The sequence below is a fragment of the Enterobacillus tribolii genome, from assembly GCF_003363015.1.
GTDB classification, from domain to species: domain Bacteria; phylum Pseudomonadota; class Gammaproteobacteria; order Enterobacterales; family Enterobacteriaceae; genus Enterobacillus; species Enterobacillus tribolii.
The window spans coordinates 21264-35056 of the sequence record NZ_QRAP01000002.1; the positions used below are offsets into that span (position 1 = coordinate 21264).

At 51.6% G+C, this 13793-nt stretch carries 12 protein-coding genes; 9 read left to right on the forward strand and 3 right to left on the reverse strand.

Features of this window, described 5'->3' with window-relative positions:
• Positions 1 to 760 precede the first annotated feature (760 nt).
• Positions 761 to 1429: a hypothetical protein gene (locus tag C8D90_RS04775; RefSeq protein ID WP_115457295.1), complete on the reverse strand. Its 669-nt coding sequence runs from the start codon at positions 1427 to 1429 to the stop codon at positions 761 to 763.
• A gap of 341 nt (positions 1430 to 1770) precedes the next feature.
• Here C8D90_RS04775 and C8D90_RS04780 point away from each other — a divergent pair, with 341 nt between their 5' ends.
• Positions 1771 to 2109, forward strand: coding sequence for a colicin-like pore-forming protein (locus C8D90_RS04780; RefSeq protein ID WP_115457296.1), 339 nt, complete (start codon positions 1771 to 1773; stop codon positions 2107 to 2109).
• On the opposite strand, the gene C8D90_RS04785 is transcribed toward C8D90_RS04780, so the two are convergent.
• Positions 2110 to 2493 (reverse strand): colicin E1 family microcin immunity protein, encoded by a 384-nt coding sequence (locus tag C8D90_RS04785; RefSeq protein WP_115457297.1) that lies wholly within the window; start codon positions 2491 to 2493, stop codon positions 2110 to 2112. It lies immediately after the preceding gene.
• Between the two features lie 553 nt (positions 2494 to 3046).
• Between C8D90_RS04785 and C8D90_RS04790 the strand changes: the two genes are divergently transcribed.
• Positions 3047 to 3943 carry a LysR family transcriptional regulator gene (locus C8D90_RS04790; RefSeq protein WP_115457298.1) on the forward strand — a complete coding sequence of 299 codons (897 nt, stop codon included), beginning with the start codon at positions 3047 to 3049 and terminating at the stop codon, positions 3941 to 3943.
• A 3-nt stretch (positions 3944 to 3946) separates the two neighbouring features.
• Here the strand turns inward: C8D90_RS04790 and C8D90_RS04795 are convergent, their stop codons facing one another.
• Positions 3947 to 4663 (reverse strand): sulfite exporter TauE/SafE family protein, encoded by a 717-nt coding sequence (locus tag C8D90_RS04795; RefSeq protein WP_115457299.1) that lies wholly within the window; start codon positions 4661 to 4663, stop codon positions 3947 to 3949.
• Between the two features lie 274 nt (positions 4664 to 4937).
• On the opposite strand from C8D90_RS04795, the gene C8D90_RS04800 reads away from it, so the two are divergent.
• The 7 genes from C8D90_RS04800 (at position 4938) to C8D90_RS04830 (ending at position 13789) form a co-directional block, all read left to right on the forward strand.
• Complete coding sequence (locus C8D90_RS04800) at positions 4938 to 6116, forward strand: SfnB family sulfur acquisition oxidoreductase (RefSeq protein WP_115457300.1); 1179 nt, start codon at positions 4938 to 4940, stop codon at positions 6114 to 6116.
• 514 nt (positions 6117 to 6630) lie between these two features.
• The gene (locus C8D90_RS04805) at positions 6631 to 7413 is read left to right on the forward strand and encodes a thioesterase II family protein (RefSeq protein ID WP_115457301.1); all 783 of its coding nucleotides are present in this window, start codon (positions 6631 to 6633) and stop codon (positions 7411 to 7413) included.
• Between the two features lie 23 nt (positions 7414 to 7436).
• Positions 7437 to 8303 (forward strand): isocitrate lyase/PEP mutase family protein, encoded by an 867-nt coding sequence (locus tag C8D90_RS04810; protein ID WP_115457302.1) that lies wholly within the window; start codon positions 7437 to 7439, stop codon positions 8301 to 8303.
• Positions 8297 to 9229: a 3-oxoacyl-ACP synthase gene (locus C8D90_RS04815; RefSeq protein WP_115457303.1), complete on the forward strand. Its 933-nt coding sequence runs from the start codon at positions 8297 to 8299 to the stop codon at positions 9227 to 9229. Before C8D90_RS04810 ends, C8D90_RS04815 begins: the two co-directional genes overlap by 7 nt.
• Positions 9229 to 11418 carry an iron-containing redox enzyme family protein gene (locus C8D90_RS04820; protein WP_115457304.1) on the forward strand — a complete coding sequence of 730 codons (2190 nt, stop codon included), beginning with the start codon at positions 9229 to 9231 and terminating at the stop codon, positions 11416 to 11418. Before C8D90_RS04815 ends, C8D90_RS04820 begins: the two co-directional genes overlap by 1 nt.
• Before the next feature lie 32 nt (positions 11419 to 11450).
• Positions 11451 to 12644, forward strand: coding sequence for an acyl-CoA dehydrogenase family protein (locus C8D90_RS04825; protein WP_115457305.1), 1194 nt, complete (start codon positions 11451 to 11453; stop codon positions 12642 to 12644).
• Positions 12641 to 13789, forward strand: a complete 1149-nt coding sequence (locus C8D90_RS04830) for a cytochrome P450 (protein ID WP_115457306.1) — start codon at positions 12641 to 12643, stop codon at positions 13787 to 13789. Before C8D90_RS04825 ends, C8D90_RS04830 begins: the two co-directional genes overlap by 4 nt.
• Positions 13790 to 13793: the final 4 nt, after the last annotated feature.

Below are 13793 nucleotides of genomic sequence, written 5' to 3' on the forward strand. Positions count from 1 at the left end.
ATCAACAAAAAACATTCACCCAATGGGGCGTGATAATGTTGCCGGCTACTCAGCTTAGATCGAACCTGTATAAGTCAGTTGTCAATGGTTTTAGGTTCTTCACCAGCATAAGACAGGAGGTGCGGACGATTTCCTGGGCCTTCAGAAGTTACATATCAATGGTACATAACACTATTTATGCTAAATCGTCTGTGATGATGACGACTGTCTTGTTAGCCGGTTGTGCAGAAAACCAGAACTACATACCGCGCTCTACTGGGGTCAGCTCAGGGTGACACCGCGCAACTGCGGGTAATCTGCTTTACGGATTCCATGTGGTTCTCATTGGATTTGCCCCTATATATCGAATCGTGCAACCCTGGCTACCACATGGGCGCTGTACGTGATCCTAATTGTCCCGCCTGCAACCCTCCCAGGATGCGTGATAAGGGCTTCAAAAAAGGACAGCTATTTATTAGATTATGCCAAAGTGATTATTCCCAGTAGTGGTGTAGTTCACATCTTCGCGTCGTTCAGAACGTCGGATAACCGCAGACAGCCCCGAAAAATCGGTGTGTTTATAAGTAGAGTTTTCTCGTAGTCTGAGCTATGGATATTTCTATGATGGATAGCCCCCACGGCAGGAGCGCCTACCGGCATAGGAGCAGCCCACCCCTTGCGTGGGCAGAATCAAAAAGCCCGATTCAAATCGGGCTTACACGTAATTACATTGCGCTCAAATGAGATATACCTTCACGGAAGATGCTCATTTAACACAATATCAGCTTGCCAGTTGCAACTGGACATCTTCAACCAACAGTGCGGATACATCACAAGCGTATGCAAACGGAGTAACATCAGCAATCATTTCGGCGTTATTACCTGCAATCTCCACAGTCTCTTCCTGTTGCATTTCTGTGGGAGCAAAAGCCAGGGTGGTTTCACCGGTTGTCAGCACTTCAGAAAAACTGATGGCCTGCGGAGGGGAAACGGGATCAGAGTCATGAGATGTAGCCGCCAGATTCAGCGAATCCTCATGCTCTCCTACCAAGCTTACTGTTTCAGTTATTTCTGTAACAACATCTGATGCCTGGGAGGGAGCTTGATACTTCTCGATCAGTAAAAGATCATAGCTACCTGCTTTTACAGGGATGATAGTGCTGCTGGCTTCCGGCATTGCTGTAAATTTATGCATGTCGCAAGGAATACCTTGTGCCGCATGGCTTGCAGTCAAATTACTTACTGGCAAACTCCAGTCACCATACTGATCGGTAGTTACTGTGCCAATCAGTTTACCATTGTCATAAACAAACACTTTCGTGTTTGGCTGGCTCCCGCCCTTTAAAATAAGAGGTTCATCATAGGCAACATCACCCCTTCTAAGAGTACTCCCATCACTTGCTTTGATGACACGTTCAACAGTCGCCGACACATACAATTTATCAGCCATAAGTAATCTCCTTTCAATATTATGCTAACTTTCCCACATTGTTCTATTATTTATCTTAACAGAACACCATATATTTAAAGAATATACTGCGAGCAATATTTGTGTCAAAAAAATAATTTATAATATGATGCGTTATATAAAGGTTGAAAAAATAACTGGCGCTAATAAAAAGAATTATCCTATGCAGTGTTTAATTATAACTTGAATGAATGTATATAGGGGTCTCTGAGGCTAACAATAATAATTGTGATGCCAGCATATAAACGTCACACATTTTTCACTCCAGAAAGTTAATTTTCCAGAAATACATTTAATAAGAAGTTACTTACACTCTACAGATAATGCACCGCTCATGTTTATATTTCATACAACTGGTAGTTTGGAGAGAAGTTGTCATCAGCGTTATATACGAAGCGTTTGGCCTGGTCGGTACGGCTATCGATATCAACGATATGCGGGTTGCAGTCACGAAAGGCGTGCGTACCGGTGACTGGAACGACGCTTTCCGAACAGCGGAAAGGCTGGCTACTTCCGGGCTGGCGTCGGCCGCGGTGGCCTTTGCCGCCCTGACGGCGACGCTGATGGGAATTGTCGGCTATGCGCTGATCATGGCATTCACCAGCGCCCTGATTGATGATGCCTTGATGGATCGTATTAATAAGTTTGTAATGAGCCTGTAATTATTTACTTGTCTGCGGCCTGTTCAGGCCGCATTTCTTTACGCCCTGGAAAAGAAAATAAATACCGCCTAAGGGGATCGCGAAGGTAAAACAAAAAAGATAAAACAGTGTCCACAAACCATTTTTACCCGGTGTGTCGATAAAAAATCCGGTAGTCCAGAATTTCTTACTCGTAAAATTCAGGGCTATTTTTTCCACACCAAAACAGGCGAACGGGAATAACAATCCACAGATGGTTAGCACGACTGCATAATATAAACCGTCTTTACCAGCAATCAGACCGTCATAAATTCCCCCGCCGAGCAAGATGGCGTACAACAGCAAGGCCAAACCATAATTGATCCACAGGTATTTGGCGGTGAGTTCGTGCCGGTCGTGTGCCATATCCCCCTCCTGTGTAACGTGCCTGGTATAAAGTACGTTGCAGTATGATGTCCTTTCCTGGCCAGGATGATTTTACGGTTTTCAACGCGGCGAGGCTATCAACCGTATGCGTTTTTTCATCGTAAGCGATGAACAGCATATATTTCAAATATGGATTATCTATTCTCTTTTGTACTGTTGCTCAGCACCCATCATTATCATCATTTTAATTGCGATGCTGCAAAAATCCTTTTTTTCCACACGGCAGATCCGATTTCCGTGTAAGCCGGATCCGGGGAAATGTCACTACAAAATACGGTCCTGCGCGGTACATGGTGGCTACGGTGAGAATGCCAGACTGAATCAAAGCTGCAGGTACTGTGAGATAAGGCAAAAATGGCGAGTCACCGTTCTGGGGCAAGGAGGCATTGTTACAGTCGATGTACGATAGACCTTTGGCTTGCCTAAGTTTGTAAAGAAGTGATAATGTTTTTCACTTGCGCATAGGACATCCTCGCTGGTGGCATAGCGCGAACGTCGTGCGGGATGCGGAGTCAGTGAGGTAGGCTTTCTTATGCGGTTTGATATCATCGACTTACGTTTGTTTCTGAATGTCTATAAGGCGGGTAGTATTACTGGTGGTGCTGCATTGTCAAACCTTACATTGCAGTCAGCCAGCGAGCGCATCCGCGGTATGGAAGGCGAGCTGGGTGTTCCGTTATTGAGCCGTTCGAGAAAAGGCGTGAGGCTGTCAGATGCGGGATATTCGTTGGTCAATCATGCCAATATCGTCCTGCAGCAGTTTGATCATATGCGCAGTGAATTGTACCAATACGGTAAAGGGCTGCGCGGACATATCAATTTATTATGTAATTCTTCAGCGCAGAGCGAGTTTTTACCCGGCCTGCTCGGTCCTTATTTACTCAGTAAGCCCAATATTTCCGTTTCCGTTAAAGAAATGCCCAGCTACGACATTGTTGCTGCTATTAAGAATCAAACAGCGAATTTAGGTATCGTGGCTGACTCGACCGAATTGAACGGACTGGCCTCACTGCCTTTCCGTAGTGACGAGTTGGTCGTGTTTGCACCGGCAAATGGTTGTTGGCGTGATACCACAAGCACGACGTTTGAAGAGATCGTCGCGGCTGAATTTATCGGATTATCTGAAGGGAGCGCACTTCAGGAACATATTGAAGATCACGCTAAAAAATTGGGGCACCGTCTTAACTACCGTGTTCGTATGACCACGTTTGATGCCGTGATGCAGGTTGTCAGTAGCGGCGTAGGTATCGCAATTCTCCCGAGGCAGGCCGCAAATCGTTATTGTCATCATCACAACAGTAAAATTATCCGTCTGTCAGAAAGTTGGGCTGACCGCAAACTTATCATTTGTGCGCGAGACTTTACCGATCTGCCGGGGTATGTGAAGGAGTTCGTTGATTTTCTTGTGCAATACCCGTCTGATCCATAATTGCTACTTGAGTGCCATATAGGCGCCCAGCGCGATTAAGCCGCTAAAAAAACAGCGCCGGAAGGTGAGTTCGCTGATCACCTTGCGCAGGTATTGACCTGCATACATCCCTGCAATTGCAGGGATCAAGGCAATGGCGGACAAATAATAGTCAACATGTTCTAATTTGCTATCCAACGATAAATGCATTGCCAGCGCGATGGTGGAAGCCGTAAAAGCCAGCCCGAGCGCCTGGACAAGATCGTTTTTATTTAATTGGAGCGATTGCAGATAGGGGACTGCCGGAATAACGAAAACGCCGGTTGCCGCGGTAATGGCGCCGGTAATATACCCCACCAGTGGTGAGAGCCACTTCTCTGATTTGCCTGGGGAGGGGAGTTTTGTGGCAATAAGCCCCCAAAGGCCATACAGAATAAGAACGATACCCAACGCCACTTCAGTCCATGAGGATGTAGATGATAAACCAGGCAGCACACTGAATAGTGTGCCAATGAAAATTCCTGCGATAAATCCCCATAATCTTTTTATTAAATTAAGGAATGCGGGGCCAATAAAGAGTTGCCATATATTAGTTACCAAAGATGGAATAATTAACAAACTGGCTGCACTGGCTGGCGCCATCACGACAGTTAATAACCCCATGGATATTGTTGGTAGCCCCAGACCAATCACACCTTTTACTATTCCGGCTAACAGGAATACGGACATAATGGTAATCATTTGAGCCCCCGTTGATATGACACCGAGCTTTATCTCTTTGATACCAAGAATATTAAGTGGAGTGATAATGCCTGTATATGAGTATTTCGCTGAGGGTATATCAAGGAAAAGCTGATTTCAGTCTTCACCGTAATATGCGTGATTACATGGTGTAACAAGAAGACAGTCTAATCAGGATTTTCCTTAGGATATCAGCGGAAATAACTAAGAAAAAACATTTCATTAACGTTTAATATACATGCTCTGAAAAGCAACCACTCTGGAGCCATGTACTATGAAATCAATGATAAGTCCGCAGTTATCCAAGTCGTTGTCTGATGCTGATGATATTGCACAATGGTTACGCCACAGCGCATCTGAGCGGGATCAGAGCCGTCATATCAGCACGGAGCAGGTGGATGCCTACGCGTCATCCGGGCTTTGGGCCGTGACAGTACCACGGGAGTATGGCGGTCTTGACTTAGGTTATAAAGCGCTCAGTCAAATAACGCGCCTTATTGCGGCAGCCGACCCCTCAATAGCGCAAATTCCCCGCAGCCATTTTCATATTATCGATCTCCTCAACGCTGTGGCCCTTCCTTCTCAGAAGCAATTTTTCTTTAACGAAATCCTGGCGGGTAAAAAGTTTGCTCAGGCAGCGTCGGAAATCGGTGGCAAGAATGCATCCGATATACAGACAACGCTGACGCAGGAAAGCGGGGCCTGGCGACTGAACGGTAAGAAGTATTATGCGACGGGCTGCATACACGCGGACTGGATAGGCGTTGTTGCCAAAGATGACATCGGCGTGTTCATGCATGCATTTGTTCCGAAAGACACGCCGGGTATGGAGATTAAAACGGACTGGTCAGGCTTTGGTCAAAAAGTGACGGCAAGCGGTACTGTGCTGCTGAATGACGTCGTGGTGGATGAGGAGCATATTATTCCGTTTACCGAAGCATTTCTTGATGTCCATCCAATCGGCGCCAGCTCACAGTTGATTCATTCATCAATTGATATTGGGATTGCCCGGGAATCTATCGATGAGGCGATAAAATATATCAGGCAAACGGCCCGTCCGTGGGTTGACAGCGGTGCGGAGAAGGCGAGTGACGACCCCTATCTTATTGCGGGGATCGGCGATCTTGAAATTCGTTATGCCGCTGCCGTTGCCATGCTGGATCAGGTAGCCGGAGAATTGGATGAAACAGAAATCAACACCGACGGTGACCTTGCCCGCCTTTCCGTGCGCGTGGGGATAGCAAAAGTACTGGCAAGCGACATTGCGTTATTGGCGAGTAATAAGCTTTTTGAATTTGCCGGGGCTGGTTCAACCCGGGAGTCACTCAATCTGCACCGTCACTGGCGCAATGCGCGTACGCATACGTTGCACGATCCGGTACGTTGGAAGGTTAATGCTATCGGCCAGTACTACTTAAATGATGTCTATCCCAAACGGCACAATTACATTTAGTGGCTTTGCTTCACCCGGAGTGATGATGCTACTCGGATGCAATGAGTAATCCGTCACGCCTGAGTCTGTAGGTGGCGGTGAATACATGAACCAAGCCGCTCATGATTGCCGGAAATCCTTCAGTCCCCCCGCTTCGAAAAACATGATCAGATGATTTTATTGCAGACAACGACGACATAATTGATCTGACTAAAACGCAATAAACATATAAATATTCTTATTATATAAATATTTCCGATGCGTTCATCGCTATAAAATCCCATGATGACCGCTGATATTTTTATTTTATGCCTTTATCTGGTCATTAATTAACTAATTGATTAAATTGAAATAAAATCCAATGTAAGGTTTTTTTTGTATTAACGTAAGTTAAATCCTTATGTACATAGTTCAATATGCAACGTTATGATTGCAAAAAAACATTTTATTAACATTAGTTAGGTTGATATGTTCCGGATTTGGCTTAGCGGGAGATGATCGGGATGCCTGCAACAAACCAGGAGTTACCGCAAAAATGAGTTACAGGCTTGGACAAGGGCATTGGTTTACGGCGGTCAGAGAAGCGCGGTCAAATGATTCAGTGCTGTATTGCCTGGCTCACGCGGGAGGTAACGCGGAGGATTACCTTCGCTGGCAGCCCGGATTATCGGACGATCTGCTCATGAAGGCCGTGACGTTACCCGGGACCGGGCGTCGTTACGGCGAAGCGTACCCAACCGATATCAATCTGCTGACGGAAAACATTGCTGCCGCTATCGAACGGGAAGCCGATAAGACGTTTTATCTTTTCGGCCACAGTATGGGGGCAATACTCGCCTGGGAGGTGGCAAAAAAGCTACGGATACCTCCTGCAGGATTGCTTCTTTCTGCCAGCCTGAGCCCGACGGAAATACCTTCGCCACGCATCATCCGTATGGCTGAAATGGATAATGAGACGTTTATTCAGGAGATGGCTTATTTCAACGGTATTGACGAAAGCCTCATGCACAATCCGTTTCTGAATGACATCGTTGCCGAAAAATTAAAACGCGATTTCCAGCTTATTGCCAGATATCGCTATCAACATTCTGCGCCAGTGAGCGCCCCCGTGATGGTTATCGTCGGTGAAGATGATGCGCATGTTCCGGTTGGCAGCCTGATGAAATGGCAGTCACATACGCAGTATTTTCTCGGTACAAAGCAGGTACCCGGGAATCATTTTTATTTTAACGATCATCCGGAAAGTGTGATTAATGCCGTCAAAGAGATGGTTCATGAAAGCCGGAAAAGAATCGACGATAACTCCATATATATATAAGTGTACGTTTGCTGAGGTTATTTATGTTTACGGCGAATACGCAACCTGACAATTTGAGCCAATACGAAAAGGCTGAACGATTCAAAAAATTGCATACCGGGGGAACGCCTTTTGTCATGCCGAACCCCTGGGATCGCGGAACCGCGATTCTGATGCAAAACGCCGGGTTTAAGGCTATCGGGACGACCAGCGCCGGGTTGGCGTTCTCTCTGGGTAAGCTGGATCGCGCGCAGTCCGTAACGCTTGAAGAAACGCTGGAAAATGCCCGGGCACTGGTTGGTGTGACTCAAATTCCTGTGTCTATCGATCTTGAAGATGGTTTCGGTGACGACGCCGACGCCATTATGCAGACCATCCGTGCCGCCGCGGAAAGCGGCGCCGTCGGGGGATCGATCGAAGATTACAGCAGCGATCCGGCAAACCCGATCCGGGATTTCGCCGCGTCGGTGGCCCGCGTAGAAGCGGCGGTCGAGGCGGCAAAACGTTTACCGTTTCCCTTCACCATTACGGCACGGGCGGAAAACTATCTTTATGGCGTCTGCGACCTTAAGGACACAATCGCAAGACTAAAGGCATACCGTGATGCCGGCGCCAACGTACTTTACGCACCGGCGCTGCCGGACGCCGACACGATCAAAACGCTATGCGCGGCCGTTGATGCTCCGGTAAATGTGCTTCTGGGGGCGGGTAATCGTTTGTCCGTTACGGAGCTGTTTGCGCTCGGCGTCACCCGTGTCAGCCTGGGCTCAGCGCTGTCCCGCGCTGCCCTGGGCGGATTTGTTGCCGGGCTTCAGGAGTTACAGCAGCACGGTACTTGCCGCTTCCTTGAGCGCGCCATCGGCTATTTTGATGTGGCTAAGCTGCTTGAGAACGGAGATCTCCCGTGCTGAACGCCGCAGCTGCTTCGCAGAGCAGGCTGCTGGCTGCGCAGTATGTGTTGGGTGAGCAAACGCTTGCCTGGCATGAACTTGCGGATCTTCAGGCGCGGGCAAAACAGTTTTCCATGCCGCTGCAGGCAGATTTGTGGGGGTGGGGGCAGATTTACAAAACAGCGGGCAGCGTCACGGACATGGCGATAAAGACGGCCCGGATGACGCTCGCCGAAGCGGGTTACTCGGGGCAGGACATCGACACGACGATCGTGTGCAGCTCTTCGCTGCAAAGCGGCACGGAGGCGCATCAGCATTTTTTGCGCGAGTTTGCCGGCCAGCTGCAGTTGGAGCAGTCGGCGATCACCGGCGTGTCGCTCGGGCGTTGCACGAATTTGCTCAAAGGGATCCATCTGGCCCGCGGCCTGATTCACAGCGGCCAGGCAAGACGGGCACTGGTCGTCACCAGCGACGCTATCAGTGATGAACGACAGCGGATAGAGAACTTCGCGCTTTTCTCTGATGGTGCCGCCAGTTGTCTGATTTGTCATGCTGATGATACGTCCCGGGGCGATACGCTGCTTGCCAGCGGCGGGCGGCAGGATCTCAGCCAACTGTATCAGGGGCTTTCAGCCGGGCTGGTACGGGGGGTCAATCAGGACTTATTTTCATCCGCAGGCATCACGCTTGGTGATATTACCCGTCTGTTTCACAGCAACGTTTATCTTCCTTTGTGTCAACTGAATGAAATGCAGGCGGGTTATCAGCGGGCGCAGCTTTATACCGACAATATCCCGCGTTTCGGGCATTGCTTTGCCGCTGATCCGCTGATCAATTTTATCGATGCCCGGAATAACGGGGCCGTGAGCGACACCGGATTATACCAACTGGCGGTCAGCATTCCCGGCGCCAGAGCCTCACTGTTACTGCGAAAAGGAAGCGTCTGATGTCTTTCTCATTCACCGATAACACCACATCGCTGCCCGATGAAAAATTTCATTTTTCGCCTGATGCCCACGCGGTGCTGATCGCGCTGCGTGACCGCGCGGATGTATCCGAACTGTACAGCAGCCTGGTCAGCGACATTGAAAGCGAAACGCCGCAGATTCTGGCCTTACAACTTAGCCAGACATTTCTGAGTGCGCCTCTGCCGTTGCCGGCATGGGAGCGCGCCGCGTTTGAGGCGTCGATTGCCCGGGCGAAAACGACACTGGCACAATCCGCGGCCATGCTGCTGCGGTCTGATGAAGAAGAGCGCCGTATCCTGCTGGAGCAACGGGCGTTGCTTTCGATGCTGGCCGGATGCTGGCTTGACCGGGTATCCCAGCCCGCCACCGAGCCTGCCGGCGTCGTGAACCTGTTGAATGACCATCACTTTACGCTGAAGGGAAGGGGTGAAATCAGCCTCAGCCAGCAACAACAACGTCAGCGCCGCTTTGCTGCGTCAGGCATCATTCTTCCTTTTGTCGGCTTACCCGGCGCGCCGGCACAGTTGCACAGCAATGCGCTGACGCTCTGGCAGGCCGTGTTTTGGCTGGCGTTTTCCCGTTTGCCCGCCAGCTACCTGCCGGAAGTCGCCGGTATTCATTTCGCTTATTACGCGCTCGGTTTTGATGACGCGCTGCTGGAAATGCCGCCGTCGCTGACGACAGCACAGTGCACGGCGCTGCTGGACGGTTGGTTGAGCGCCTGTAATGACTCCGTGAGTGGTCAGGAGGATCTGCAACGGTTTTATCGGGCGGCCAGCCTGGCGACGGAGCTGGAGCTGAGTCATGCCGGCATGCTGTTGACGCAGCAGGAACAGCTTGCGGCCCGAACGCCGGATGATCGCATGGCTGAAGTTATGGCGCGCCATTTTCCTTTTGCGGGGAAACAGCACCAACTGGTCATGTTGGAGAAAAAAGCGCTGAGCCAATGGAGTGTTGACGACGTTGCCGGGATGACGGCGTTTTTAACCGCCTTTAAACGCTCCCCGTATTTACGTCAAAAAGAGGCAAAGCCGGAGGGCTGCCGTTTCATGCAGGCCATCCGCTTTGGCGGAGCCATGTTCGGTATTTTCAGCCAGCGTGAGGCTGAGATCATGGCGTCCTGGATTGCCGATATCCAACAGCACGAACGAGAAATTACGCTGAGCCATTTCCGGGAACCGGGAAGCGAGCAGGCAGCCATCTGGCGCGATCGCTATCGTTGTACCTGCATTGATTCTCTGCTCACCCTTGAAACGCCATCATTGCCGGATGCCCGCACGCTGTTTTATCGCCTGGTGAACATTGAGCACTATGCCAGCCATCTGGCGGCGATCAAACAACGGGTGATGGACACGCTGCAACAAGCTCAGGCGCTGTTTGCCTGTGGTCAGCAGGGGCGTTACACCGACGCCAGCGAGTTCGATTACAGCCCTGAGGCCCTGAGGGCGCGAACAGACGCGATTTATTGGCAAAAACTGGTGAACCCCCTGGCGCGGTTGACGACCATTCCCGATCGTGAAAGCGTGATTTTCAATCAGAAACTGATGGCGCTGGGAAGCATGATTGACGGTGCCTGGGCACATCGTTTCGGCAGCGTATTGCGTAGCCATCGCCGCAGCGACGGTATGATGCAGGCCATTTATGCAGATGAAATGGGGCGTGGCGACGTGGAGAAAAACCATATTACGCTGATCCTGCGTGTCCTGCACAGCATGGGAATTACGCTTCCACACATCCGCGACCCTGAATTCTGCCACCAGCAGGAATTACCGGATGTTTACGACTTCTCCCTGCACCAACTGAGCATGTCCCTGTTCCCGGATACATTTTATGAAGAACTGCTGGGCTATAACCTGGGAATTGAAATGCTGGGGCTGGGCGAAATGCGTATGCACGAGATTCAGAAGCTGCGCCGTTATGGCTTCGACACCATTTACGAGGAAGCCCACCTCACCATCGACAACTTTTCCGCCGGACACGCCCGGCAATCCGTTGATTTGATTATCGCCTACATGGAAGACCTGCCGCTGAATATGACGCCCGACGAACGTCAGCAATGCTGGCGCCGCATATGGCGGGGCTATGCCTCTTTCGCGTGGTTCCTGGAGACTGACCTGAAAAATAACGTATCCGCCGCTGCGAACACATACAGCGAAGTACTGATTTAATTGTCTTATGACTATTTATGTAAGGATGCCTTGTGAATCAATGTATTAGCCACGACCCGACGTTACTGTCGCTGCCTTTTTTCACGCCGGGGCACCAACAATATGTGCATGAACTGGATCGGTGGTGTCAGCAGCAGTGTGAAACGTTACGGTCACTGCGTGACCGTCCGGTAGCAGAGCAGAGCCGTCAGATGCTGCATCTGTTGGGAAAGGGAGGGTGGCTTGAGCACCTGAATACGCCCGATCTGCCGGTGCCGAATGATGCGCGCAGAATGTGTTTATCCCGGCAGACGCTGGCCTATTTTGACGATCTGCTTGATTTTTCCTGGTCGATTCAATCCCTGAGCGCCAGCGTGATTCAGCGCTACGGCAATGAGGCGCAGCGCAGCGACTATTTACCCGCATTGGCGCGCGGAGAACGCATCGCCGCATTCGCGTTGTCTGAATTACAGGCGGGGACAGATATTGCCGCGCTGACGCTGGAGGCACAGCGCTGCGGGGATGGTTGGCGGCTGAATGGGGAAAAGGCGTGGATTGCCCTGGGAGATATCGCCAGCGACATTATCGTGATCGCCCGTACCGGTGAAGGACCGGGGCCGCTGGGGCTGAGTGCGTTTATCGTCGATGCTGCCGGCGGCGGCGTCAGCGCCCGTCCGCTGGACGCTGTTGCTCCCCGGTCGTGGTCGCATCTGCGTTTCGGCAATGTCCGGGTTTCACCGGAAAACCTGTTGGGGCAACCGGGGCAAGGATTCATCATCGCGCTGGATATTCTCGATCGTTTTCGCATGACGGTCGCCAGCGCCGCGGTCGGGTTTGCCCGGCGTGCGGCGGATATCGCACTGCGGCATGCCGCGCAGCGCAAAATTTACCGCGGACGTCTGCTGGATCTGCAACTGACCCAGGCCACGCTGGCCAAAATGGAAGTTGCGCTTTCCGCTGCTTCCCTGCTGACGGCCAGAGCCGCCTGGCAACACGACGATGGCCGGCCGTTTGCGCGGGAGTCCGCCGCCGCGAAATATTTCGCTTGTGAACAAGCCTGCAAAATCGTTGATGATGCGCTGCAGCTTCTCGGGGCTGCGGGCATCGTTGCTGGCAGTCAATTGGAACGGCTGTACCGGCAAATTCGCCCGTTGCGCATTTATGAAGGCGCATCCGAAGCCTTACTGATGAACATCGCTTCTGCTCTGGATACCCAGCGGGTTATTAACCGGGAGGATTTATCGTGAGTGATTTACTTAACCCGATCAGCGCGATTCAGCATGACTCGCCCTGGGAATATTACGCCCGCCTGACCCGTGAGACTCCGGTCTATTTTGACAGCGACCTTAAGCTGTGGGTGGTGAGCGACGCCGCATCGGCGGACGCGGTGCTCAGCAACCCGGTGCTGCAGGTACGCCCGGTGTCGCAGCCTGTCCCTCCCGGCCTTGTCGGCCAGCCGGCGGGTGATGTCTTCGGCCAGTTGGTGCGTATGCGTGAAGGTGAGTATCAGCAGCAGCTTAAGGCCGTCATTGTCCGCGCGTTTTCCACGATAGATTCCGCACAGGTGAGCCATTTGGCCCGCCAACTGGCGCAGCAGTCGCTGAGCGACGGCGAGGAGATTAACCGCTGGATGTTTTCCGTACCGGCGGCCGTGGTTGCGACGCTGTGCGGATTCCTGCCGCGGGATGTGCCGGAGGTTGTGGCGCTTATTGCGGAGTTTGTGTTGTGCATTCCCGCCGCCGCCGGTCCTGAGCATCAACAGCGTGCCAGCCTTGCGGCCAGGTCGCTGCTGGAGAGATTTTCTGCACAGATCGCGCAGGCGCCCCAGGGTTCTCTGCTGACGGAACTGCTGCGATGCGCCGGCGAAGAAGGCTGGTCGCAACGTGCGCCGCTGATTGCGAATGCGATCGGTTTCTTGTCGCAAACCTTTGATGCCACAGCCAGCCTGGCGGGCAATACGCTGCTGACCGTGCAGCGTTATCCGGATCTCTGGCAGTGCGGACCTGCCGACGCTTTTATAGATGAAACCGCGCGTTACACCTCACCAATACAAAATACCCGCCGTTTCGCTGCGCATGAGGTGACGCTGCTCGGCCAGCGGATCGCGCCGGACGACACGATATTGCTGCTGCTGGCGGCAGCAAACCGCGATCCTGCCCGGTTTGCGCAGCCTGATGTTTTTCAGCCGCAACGCAATACGCAGGCGTATTTCTCTTTCAGCGGCGGCCGTCATCGCTGCCCGGGCGCCGCGGTTGCCCGCGCTATTACGCACGGTATGGTTTGCGCGCTGGATGCGTACATGCCGGGCTGGCATCAGCGTTTGCATAAGCGTCGTTACTTACCTTCAGGTAATGCCCGTATTCCCGAATTCTCACTTTCCGAGATTAACTGAGGTC

Excerpts from the sequence above, each read along its gene's own strand:
- C8D90_RS04775 (WP_115457295.1), bottom strand. The coding sequence starts at position 1,429 with ATGGCTGATAAATTGTATGTGTCGGCGACTGTTGAACGTGTCATCAAA.
- C8D90_RS04780 (WP_115457296.1), top strand. The coding sequence starts at position 1,771 with ATGCACCGCTCATGTTTATATTTCATACAACTGGTAGTTTGGAGAGAA.
- C8D90_RS04785 (WP_115457297.1), bottom strand. The coding sequence starts at position 2,493 with ATGGCACACGACCGGCACGAACTCACCGCCAAATACCTGTGGATCAAT.
- C8D90_RS04790 (WP_115457298.1), top strand. The coding sequence starts at position 3,047 with ATGCGGTTTGATATCATCGACTTACGTTTGTTTCTGAATGTCTATAAG.
- C8D90_RS04795 (WP_115457299.1), bottom strand. The coding sequence starts at position 4,663 with ATGATTACCATTATGTCCGTATTCCTGTTAGCCGGAATAGTAAAAGGT.
- C8D90_RS04800 (WP_115457300.1), top strand. The coding sequence starts at position 4,938 with ATGAAATCAATGATAAGTCCGCAGTTATCCAAGTCGTTGTCTGATGCT.
- C8D90_RS04805 (WP_115457301.1), top strand. The coding sequence starts at position 6,631 with ATGAGTTACAGGCTTGGACAAGGGCATTGGTTTACGGCGGTCAGAGAA.
- C8D90_RS04810 (WP_115457302.1), top strand. The coding sequence starts at position 7,437 with ATGTTTACGGCGAATACGCAACCTGACAATTTGAGCCAATACGAAAAG.
- C8D90_RS04820 (WP_115457304.1), top strand. The coding sequence starts at position 9,229 with ATGTCTTTCTCATTCACCGATAACACCACATCGCTGCCCGATGAAAAA.